At 64.7% G+C, this 8,977-nt stretch carries 8 protein-coding genes; all 8 read right to left on the bottom strand.

The features are described from left to right. Positions 1-73 precede the first annotated feature (73 nt). Entirely contained in the window at positions 74-1,270 is a 1,197-nt protein-coding gene (gene lpxB, locus VIR09_RS13690) for a lipid-A-disaccharide synthase (protein WP_332013354.1), read from the bottom strand. Next, positions 1,267-2,061, bottom strand: a complete 795-nt coding sequence (lpxA, locus tag VIR09_RS13685; protein WP_332013353.1) for an acyl-ACP--UDP-N-acetylglucosamine O-acyltransferase — start codon at positions 2,059-2,061, stop codon at positions 1,267-1,269. Before lpxA ends, lpxB begins: the two co-directional genes overlap by 4 nt. Continuing rightward, positions 2,062-2,517, bottom strand: a complete 456-nt coding sequence (gene fabZ / locus VIR09_RS13680; protein WP_006385190.1) for a 3-hydroxyacyl-ACP dehydratase FabZ — start codon at positions 2,515-2,517, stop codon at positions 2,062-2,064. A 67-nt stretch (positions 2,518-2,584) separates the two neighbouring features. Further along, positions 2,585-3,682, bottom strand: coding sequence for a UDP-3-O-(3-hydroxymyristoyl)glucosamine N-acyltransferase (lpxD, locus tag VIR09_RS13675; protein WP_332013352.1), 1,098 nt, complete (start codon positions 3,680-3,682; stop codon positions 2,585-2,587). A gap of 17 nt (positions 3,683-3,699) precedes the next feature. After that, the gene (locus VIR09_RS13670; RefSeq protein WP_332013351.1) at positions 3,700-4,260 is read right to left on the bottom strand and encodes an OmpH family outer membrane protein; all 561 of its coding nucleotides are present in this window, start codon (positions 4,258-4,260) and stop codon (positions 3,700-3,702) included. 109 nt (positions 4,261-4,369) lie between these two features. Further along, entirely contained in the window at positions 4,370-6,703 is a 2,334-nt protein-coding gene (bamA, locus tag VIR09_RS13665; protein ID WP_332013350.1) for an outer membrane protein assembly factor BamA, read from the bottom strand. A gap of 53 nt (positions 6,704-6,756) precedes the next feature. Next, entirely contained in the window at positions 6,757-8,088 is a 1,332-nt protein-coding gene (gene rseP, locus VIR09_RS13660) for an RIP metalloprotease RseP (RefSeq protein ID WP_332013349.1), read from the bottom strand. Between the two features lie 50 nt (positions 8,089-8,138). Then, a partial coding sequence (gene dxr, locus VIR09_RS13655; protein ID WP_332013348.1) for a 1-deoxy-D-xylulose-5-phosphate reductoisomerase occupies positions 8,139-8,977 on the bottom strand: 839 nt, incomplete at its 5' end.

The raw sequence follows: 8,977 nt of genomic DNA, 5'->3' as shown, positions 1-8,977 counted from the left end.
GGCCAGCGGGCCGCGGCCCGCCTCGTCGACGCCCGCCGTGACCATGGCCGGCTGCTCGGGAGCCACGAACAGGTCAGGCTGCTCCACCTGCCACCTCCAGGATCGCCTGAGCGGCCAGCGCAGGCGTGTCGCGCAGCAGCTCCTGATGCAGGGCGGTAAAACGGGCCTCGATACGCGCCCGGCCCGCGTCGTCGGTCAGGGACGTCCACGTCGCTTCCGCGAGCTTCTCGGGCGTCGCATCGTCCTGCAACAGTTCCGGCACGGCGAAATCACGCAGCAACACGTTCGGCAAGCCTACCCAAGGCAGGTACGGACGTTGCTGGCCGGATTTCCAGGCCATGATGCGGCGCATCCAGGGCGACAACACGTAGGAGATCACCATGGGCCGCTTGTACAGCGCTGTTTCCAGCGTGGCGGTGCCGCTGGCCACCAGCACCGCCGTGGCGGCCTCCATGACGGACCAGGCCACGGGCGCCTGGCGCTCTCCGCCCTCGCCGTGCAGATCGTTCGCGGTGATGCAGCGCAGTCCGGGCACGGGGTACTGGGCCAGGATGGCCTGGAACTCGGCGCGCCGCTGGTCATTGACCATGGGCACCACGCATTGCAACGCCGGATCTTTCTTCAGCAGAATCTGGGCGGCCTGCAGGAAACGCGGCGCCAAGAGGCGGATCTCGGACGAACGGCTGCCTGGCAGGATCGCCAGCACGCGGGCGTCCTGATCGATGCCCAGACGCTCGCGCGCCGCGGCGCGGTCCGGCTGCATGGGCACGGCCCCGGCCAGCGGGTGGCCCACGTAAGTGACCGGAATGCCTTCCTTGCGGTAGATCTCTTCCTCGAACGGGAACAGCACCAACATGTGCGACACCGACTCGCGGATCTTGTGGATGCGCTCATAGCGCCAGGCCCAGATCGACGGCCCGACGAAATGCACAGTGGGCGTGCCCGCCTGGCGCAACTGGTGCTCCAGGCGCAGGTTGAAGTCCGGCGCATCGATGCCGACGAAAACGGCTGGCGGCTCCGCCAGCCAGCGCTGTTTGACGTCCCGATAGGTGCCGAGCAGGCTGGGCAGGCGCTTGAGCGCGTCGACATAGCCGAACACCGTCAAGGCGTGCATGGGATGCCAGGCTTCGAAGCCGTGGGCCTGCATTTGCGGCCCACCGATGCCCTCGCAGCGGATGCCGGCGTCGCGCGCTTGCAGACCGGCAATGATGCGACCGGCCAGCAGGTCGCCCGAAGGCTCGCCGGCCACCATGCCGATCCGTGTGTTCATGGGCGGATGATGCCGCGGCTTGCGACGTCCAGGAAGTCGAGCAAGGTCTGCAGATGCGGCGCGACCTCGGGCTCCGCCTGCTGGCGCGCACGCAGTTCGGCGCGCGCCGTGTCCAGGGACAACCCCCTGCGGTAGATGATCTTGTAGGCGTCGCGCAGCGCTGCGATATCGGCGGGCGTAAAGCCGCGGCGCTTGAGGCCTTCGACGTTGACACCCACCGGCCGGCAGGGATTTCCGGCAGCCAGCACGAAAGGCGGCGTGTCCTGCATGAGGGAGCTGTTGCCGCCCGTCATGCTGTGCGCGCCGATGCGCGAAAACTGGTGCACGCCGGTCAAGCCGCCCACGATGGCCCAATCGCCGACGTGGACGTGGCCGCCCAGCTGCACCGAATTGGCCAGGATGGTGTTGCTGCCAATGTGGCAGTCATGCGCCACGTGCACGTACGCCATGATCCAGTTGTCGTCGCCCAGCGTGGTAACCCCGCCGTCCTGCACGGTGCCCGTGTTGAGCGTGACGAATTCCCGGAAGGTGTTGCGGTCGCCGACTTCCAGTCGGGTAGGCTCGCCCTGGTACTTCTTGTCCTGCGGCATGCCGCCGACCGAGCAGTAGCGGTAGAAGCGGTTGTCGCGCCCGATGGTCGTCACCCCGTCCACCATGCAGTACGGGCCGATCTCGGTGCCTGCGCCGATGGTCACATTGGGACCGATGGTCGCGAACGGCCCCACGACGACGGTCGGGTCGAGCTTTGCCGCCGGATCAACGACGGCGGTGGGGTGAATGTTTCCTGCCATTTACTCTTCCAGGCTGCGAATCGCGCACATCAGCTTGGCCGAGGCGACTTCCTGGCCGTCCACCGTCGCGCGCGCTTGGTACTTACAGATGCTGCGGCTCAGGCGTTCAGCTTCCACCTCGATGCGCAGCTGGTCGCCCGGCACCACGGGGCGGCGGAAACGCGCGCCGTCGATGCCAACCAGGTAATACGCGGTCTTGGCACCTTCGCACTTCAGGCCGCCGTTCTCATCGGTGAACGAGAACAACGCGGAGGCCTGAGCCATGGCTTCCACAATGAGCACGCCCGGCATCACCGGGTGGTGCGGAAAATGGCCGTTGAAAAACGGTTCATTGATCGAGACGTTCTTGATGGCCACGATGGACTTGCCAGGCACCATTTCGACGACGCGGTCAATCAGCAGCATCGGATAACGATGCGGCAGCCTCTCCATGATCCCCTTGATGTCGAGTTCCATTTTTCTATGCTTTCCTGCGAAGTAAAGTAATCGTGCGGCGCGGACGCGCCAGTGGCGGCGATGCGCCCTAGTCTTTTTCCAGCGTCCGCACGCGCCGGCGCAATTGCGCCAACTGTTGTATCACGGCGGCGTTGCGCTGCCATTCGCCATGTTCCGCGTACGGGAAGACCCCGGTATAGCGGCCAGGCTTCGAAATGCTGGAGGTCACCGCGGTGCCCCCGGAAATATGCACATCGTCGGCCAGCGTCAGGTGCCCCGACAGCATGGCCGCGCCGCCTATGGTGCAGCGCTCGCCGATGGTGGTCGAGCCGGCCACGCCTACGCAAGCCGCGACGGCGGTATGCGCGCCGATCCTGCAGTTATGCGCGACCATGATCTGGTTGTCCAGCTTCACGCCATCGGACAGGACTGTATCCTCCAGCGCCCCGCGGTCGACGGTGGTGTTGGCGCCGATTTCGACGTCGTCACCGACGGTCACGCCGCCGAGCTGGGGAATCTTGCCCCAGGCGCCCTTGCCCAGCGAGGGGTCCGGCGCAAAGCCGAAACCGTCCGCACCCAGCACGGCACCGCTATGGATGATCGCGCGCGCGCCCACCTTGACCCCGTCATACAGGGTGACGTGGGCATACAGGCGGCTGCCAGGTCCCACGGACGAACCGGCGCCGATGACGCAGCCAGGCCCGAGCACGGTATCGCGGCCGATGCGGGCGCCGGATTCGACAACGCAATTCGGACCGATGCGCACGCCCTCTTCGATGACGGCGTCAGCGGCGACAACCGCGGAGGGATGCGTGGACGCGGGCAGCGCGGGACGCCTGGCGGCGTCGAACCACTGCGCCACGCGGGCGTACAGCAGGTAGGGATGCTGACAGACAACCAGCGCGAACGGCGGCCGGGCGTGGCCCTCGGCTTCCAGAGCCTGAGCCACGTCGGGCGAGACGATGACCGCCCCTGCTTGCGTGGCGCCCAGCTGATTCTGGTAGCGGGGGTTGGCCAGGAAAGCAATTTCCTGCCGACCGGCCGATGACAAGGTTCCGATGCCGCAGACCCGCATGGGGTCTGCACCGGGAACCGCGCTGATACGCCAGTCCATTCCCTGGGTGTTGGCGGCGCTCAACAGTGTTTCCAGCGTTGGCGCGCGGGCAAGATCCAGTAAAACCGGCATAGCTTGACGGGTGCTGCTTACTTGCCCAGGCTCTGGATCACCTTGTCGGTGATGTCGATGCGCGGGTTGACCGTCACGGCGTCCTGAATGATCAGGTCGTAGCTTTCCTGCTCGGCGATGCGCTTGATGGCGTCATTGGCCTTCGTCACGATGCCCGAAAACTCTTCGTTGCGGCGGCGGTTGAAGTCTTCCTGGAACTCGCGGCGCTTGCGCTGCAGGTCGGTATCCAGGTTGGACAGTTCGCGCTGGCGCTTGACGCGGTCGGACTCCGACAGGACAGGAGCGTCCTTGTCGAACTTCTCGGCTTGCGAACGCAGGCTGTTGTTCAGGCGCTGGAGTTCATCGTCGCGCTTCTTGAATTCGGCTTCGATCTTGCTTTGCGCTGCCTTGGCCGGACCCGACTCGCGCAGGATCCGCTCGGTATTGACGAAACCGATCTTCGTGCCTTGGGCCTGCGCGGGAATCGCAGCAGCCGAACCGAGAATGAGCGCACCTACCAGGGCAATGGAACCGCCCAGCTTGCCGCGGCGCTTGGCGCGCAGCGAATTCGAGGTTTTAAGTGCGGAATCAGACATCATGAAAATCTCACCTTCCAGTAAGGCAAAGCCAAAGTGTGTATTGTGCCACTAAACAGCAAGGGAGCCGGCTGAGCGCCCCTCTCCCTTGTTTTCAAGCGTAACGGCGCGCTTAGAAACCCGTTCCGATCTGGAACTGGAAGCTCTGCTTGTCGTCGCCGGTCTTCGAATTGAGCGGACGGGCATAGGACAACTGCAACGGCCCCATCGGCGACTGCCACGACAGGCCGATACCGGCCGAGAACCTCCAGCCGCAGGGATCCTCGACCTCGCTGCCAGGCTTGCCGCCGGTGCAGCTCTGGCCACTGCCCGCCGATACCTGGCCAGCGTCCGAGAAAATGAACCAGCGCAGCGTGCGGTCCTTCGACGCGCCCGGGAACGGCAGATAGAGCTGCGCGTTGGCGACGACGCGCCGCGTGCCGCCCAGGTAATCGCCCGTCTTCGAATCGCGCGGCCCCAGGGACGAGCCCTCGTAACCGCGTACCGTGCCGATACCGCCGGCATAGACGTTCTTGATGATGGGGTAATCCTTGCTGCCGTAGCCCTGCCCCCAATCGACCATGCCGTTCAAGGCCAGGGTATAGGAGCCGCCCAGCGGCACGAAGTACTGCTGCTGGGCCGTCAACATCGTGTACTGCAGATCGATGGTCGACAGGTCGGCCTTCAGGCGGGTGTACCCGCCCCGGGTCGGCGCCAGGCCGCTGTCGCGCGTGTCCTTGGTCCAGCCGGTGGTGAAGATCACCGAGTTGGTCGCATCGCCGTAGTCTTTGACGAACTTCTCATAGGCCGCCGGCGAGTTGTTGAACAGGTCGATCTGGTTGCGTTCGACGTTGGCGCCCAGCATGATCCGGTCGTATTCCGAGATCGGCACGCCGAAGTTCATGCCCAGGCCCATGGCCTTGACGCGGTAGTCGCCGTCGTTGTTGTTCCAGGGCTCGGTCACGCGATAGTAGGCGGACGTGGTGCGGCTGATGCCGTCCTTGGTCCAGTACGGATCGGTGTGCGACAGCACGATGGCGCGGTTGGTCTTGCTGGTGTTCAGCTGCAGGGTCAGGTTGGTGCCACTGCCGAAGACGTTGTCTTCGCTGATACCGGCCGACAGAATGGCCTTTTCGGACGAGCCGTAACCCACGCCCAGGTTGATCATGCCGGTGGGCTTTTCCTTGACGTCCACGTTGACGTCGACCTGGTCGGGAGAGCCCGGAACCGGATCGGTCTTGACGTTGACGTCGCTGAAATAGCCCAGGCGGTCGACGCGGTCGCGCGAGGTCTTGATGTCCTTGGCGTCGTACCAGGCGGCTTCCTGCTGGCGCATTTCGCGGCGCACGACTTCGTCGCGCGTGCGGGTATTGCCGCCGATCTGGATGCGACGCACGTACACGCGGCGGCTGGGGTCGACGTAGAACGTCAGGTCGGCCTCATGCTTGGCGCGGTCCAGCTGCGGGTTCGGGTTGACGTTGGCGAACGCATAGCCCAGTTCGCCCAGGTAGTCGGTAATGGCCTTGGCCGAGCCGTTGGCCTTGGCGGCCGAGAACGTTTCTTCCGGCTTGATTTCCAGCAGCGCGTTGATTTCCTTGTCCAGGCCCAGCAGATTGCCGGCCAGCTTCACGCTGCGCACCTTGTAGGGCTCGCCTTCGTGAACGGTAATCGTGATGCGGATGTCCTTGCGGTCCGGCGAAATCGTGACCTGGGGCGGCTCGACCGAGAATTCGAGATAGCCCTGATCCAGGTAGAACGAGCGCAGGCGCTCCAGGTCGCCTTCGAGCTTTTCGCGCGAATACTTGTCGGTATCGGTGTACCAGGTCAGCCAGCCCGGCGTGGTCAGCTTGAATTCGTCGAGCAGATCGCTTTCGGAGAAAGCCTTGTTGCCCACGAAGCGGATTTCCTGGATGCGCGCGACCGAGCCTTCGAACACGTCGAAGCTCACGCCCACGCGGTTGCGGGGCAGCGGGGTCACGGTGGAAGTCACTTCGATGCCGTACTTGCCCTTGGACAGGTACTGCTGCTTCAGTTCGTATTCGGCGCGCTCGAGCATGGAGCGGTCGAAGATGCGGCCTTCGGCGAAGCCCACTTGCGCAAGCGAGGTGGTAATCGCCTTGGAGTCGAACTCGCGCATGCCGTTGAAGTTCACCGACGCGATCGTGGGGCGTTCCTGCACGACCACCACGACGACGTTGTTGTCCGTCTGGATCTGCACGTCGGTGAAAAAGCCGGTGCCGTACAAGCGGCGGATGGCTTCGGTCGCTTCTTCTTCGGTGAACTTCTCGCCCACTTTAACGGGGAGATAGCCGAAGACCGTGCCGGCGTCAGTTCGTTGAATACCCTCTACGCGGATATCCCGCACGACAAAAGGGTCGAAGGCGTGGGCGATGGCCGGTACCAGCAGTGCGGCGATCAAACCCGGCAGTACACCCTTTTTGTGATGAAACATCCGGCGAAAAGACATCCTTGAGTATCCTCGGTCGTGCAAATGGCGGGGGATTTTATGCTAAATCGCGTTCAAGTGAACAAACGCGTGAAATCATTGAACAGCGCAAGCCCCATCAGGCTTGCCAATAAACCTATGCCGGCGCGCTGTCCGATATCGATCCACCTTGCTGGCGGCGGGCTACCCCGCACAATTTCGACGAGATAGTACAGCAGATGGCCACCGTCCAGCATGGGAATAGGCAGCAAATTTAGTACGCCGAGACTGATGCTGATCAAGGCGATATAGGCGATATACGCAACAATTCCGATTCTGGCGGTCTGGCCGGCGTAATCGGCGATGGTTACGGGACCGCTGACATTGCGCCAGGAAACGTCGCCCGTGACCATGCGGCCCATCATGCGCAGCGAGAACCAGGCGGTGTCCCAGGTGCGGACCGCGCCTTTCCACAGGCTCTCGAACACGCCGTAGCGCACGGTCACCATGGGAATGTCGCCGCCCAGCTGGACTCCCAGCCGGCCGATTTGCTGGCCGTTGACGGTCTCGGCGCGTGGGGTGACGTTCAGGGAAATATTGGCGCCGTCGCGCGCCAGCGTAAGCGCCAGCGTCTTGCCGGCGCTTTCCTGGATCTGCCGGACCAGGGCCCCGGTGTCCGGCGTGGCTACGCCATTCACGGCCAGGACCAGGTCGCCAGCGCGCAGGCCAGCCGCCTGCCCTTCTCCGCCGTCGTTGACCACGCGCACCGCAGGCTTAGGCTGGGCCAACCGCACCCCGGCCGCGGCCAAGGGGTCGCCACCGGCCGGATCCATGGTGTTGGATGGCAGCACCAGTTCGCGCTGCTGCACCGCGCCCGCAGGCGTTTTGACCTCGATCCGGGCGCTGCCGCCGGTGGCCATGACGTCCATCAGGCGCCAGCGCGCGTCGGACCAGGAGGCGACCTCTTCCCCATCGATGGCAAGGATGTGGTCGCCGGAGAGCAGGCCCGCTTGCGCCGCCGGCGTGCCGGCGGCGGGCTGGGCAATGACGGCCACGGGCTCCTCGGTGCCGGCCATGTTCAGGCCGGCGTACAGGAAGACCGCGAGTATCAGGTTGAAAATGGGACCGGCGGCGACGATGGCAATGCGCTGGCCCACCGGCTTGCTGTTGAAGGCCCCTGCCACTTCCGCCGGGCTCGCGCCAGCGGGCGGATCGTCCTGCATCTTGACGTAGCCGCCCAGCGGCAGGGCCGAGACGGCCCATTCCGTGCCGTGGCGGTCGGTGCGGCGCAGGATGACCTTGCCGAAGCCCACCGAAAAGCGCAACACCTTGACGCCGCACAGGCGGGCCACCCAATAGTGCCCCAGTTCATGGAAGATGATCAGGGAGCCAAGCGCAACCGCAAAGGCCAACAGGGTGAAAAGCATCAGGGTCGGAGAAATCTAGAAAATCAGAGGCCGGCGGACGATGGCCTGCATCAGGCCAGGCCCAGGCTGCCCGCGAAGACGCGCGCGTCAGAGTCAAGCGCGAGCACGTCGTCAAGACTGTTGAGCGTAACAGATGCTTGCCGCGCCTGCCACTCCAGGGAAGCCTCGATAACCCGCGGAATCCAGGTGTACGGCAGGCGGCCGCTCAGGAAAGCCTCCACGGCGATCTCGTTGGCGGCATTCAGGGTCACGCAAGCCCCCTGCCCGGCTCGCAGCGCCGCGAAGGAATGCGCCAGGCACGGAAACCGAGCCAGATCGGGCTTTTCGAAGTCCAGCCGCCCCAGGCGCGTCAGATCCAGCGGACCGACGCCGCTGTCCAGGCGTTCGGGAAAGCCCAGGCCATAAGCGATGGGGGTGCGCATGTCGGGCTGGCCGAGCTGCGCCAGCACGGAACCGTCGTCGTACTCGACCATGGAATGCACCACGCTTTGGGGGTGCACCACCACTTCGATGCGGCTGGCGGGCATGGCGAACAGCCAATGCGCCTCGATCACTTCGAGACCCTTGTTGAGCATGGTGGCGGAGTCCACCGAAATCTTGCGGCCCATGCTCCAGTTGGGGTGGGCGCAGGCCTGGGCCGGGGTCACTTCGTGCAGGTCTTCCAGATCACGCCCGCGGAAAGGACCGCCGGAAGCGGTCAACAGCAGGCGGCGCACGCCAGGGGCCGGGCTTTCAGGCGCAACGGCGCGCCCGCCGTGGGGCAGGCATTGGAAAATAGCATTATGTTCGCTGTCGATAGGCAGCAGTTCGGCGCCGTTATCGCGAATGGCCTGCATGAAGAGCGAGCCGGCCGCCACCAGCGCTTCCTTGTTGGCCAGCAGCACTCGCT

Source organism: Achromobacter sp., assembly GCF_036567245.1.
Lineage (GTDB): Bacteria > Pseudomonadota > Gammaproteobacteria > Burkholderiales > Burkholderiaceae_B > Achromobacter.
Note: the sequence above shows the minus strand (reverse complement) of the source record. Positions and strands in the feature narration are given on the sequence as shown.

Bases quoted from the DNA above. Each gene is read 5' to 3' on its own strand.
- VIR09_RS13670 (WP_332013351.1), bottom strand. From the start codon at position 4,260: ATGATGTCTGATTCCGCACTTAAAACCTCGAATTCGCTGCGCGCCAAG.
- lpxB (WP_332013354.1), bottom strand. From the start codon at position 1,270: ATGAACACACGGATCGGCATGGTGGCCGGCGAGCCTTCGGGCGACCTG.
- fabZ (WP_006385190.1), bottom strand. From the start codon at position 2,517: ATGGAACTCGACATCAAGGGGATCATGGAGAGGCTGCCGCATCGTTAT.
- lpxD (WP_332013352.1), bottom strand. From the start codon at position 3,682: ATGCCGGTTTTACTGGATCTTGCCCGCGCGCCAACGCTGGAAACACTG.
- bamA (WP_332013350.1), bottom strand. From the start codon at position 6,703: ATGTCTTTTCGCCGGATGTTTCATCACAAAAAGGGTGTACTGCCGGGT.
- rseP (WP_332013349.1), bottom strand. From the start codon at position 8,088: ATGCTTTTCACCCTGTTGGCCTTTGCGGTTGCGCTTGGCTCCCTGATC.
- lpxA (WP_332013353.1), bottom strand. From the start codon at position 2,061: ATGGCAGGAAACATTCACCCCACCGCCGTCGTTGATCCGGCGGCAAAG.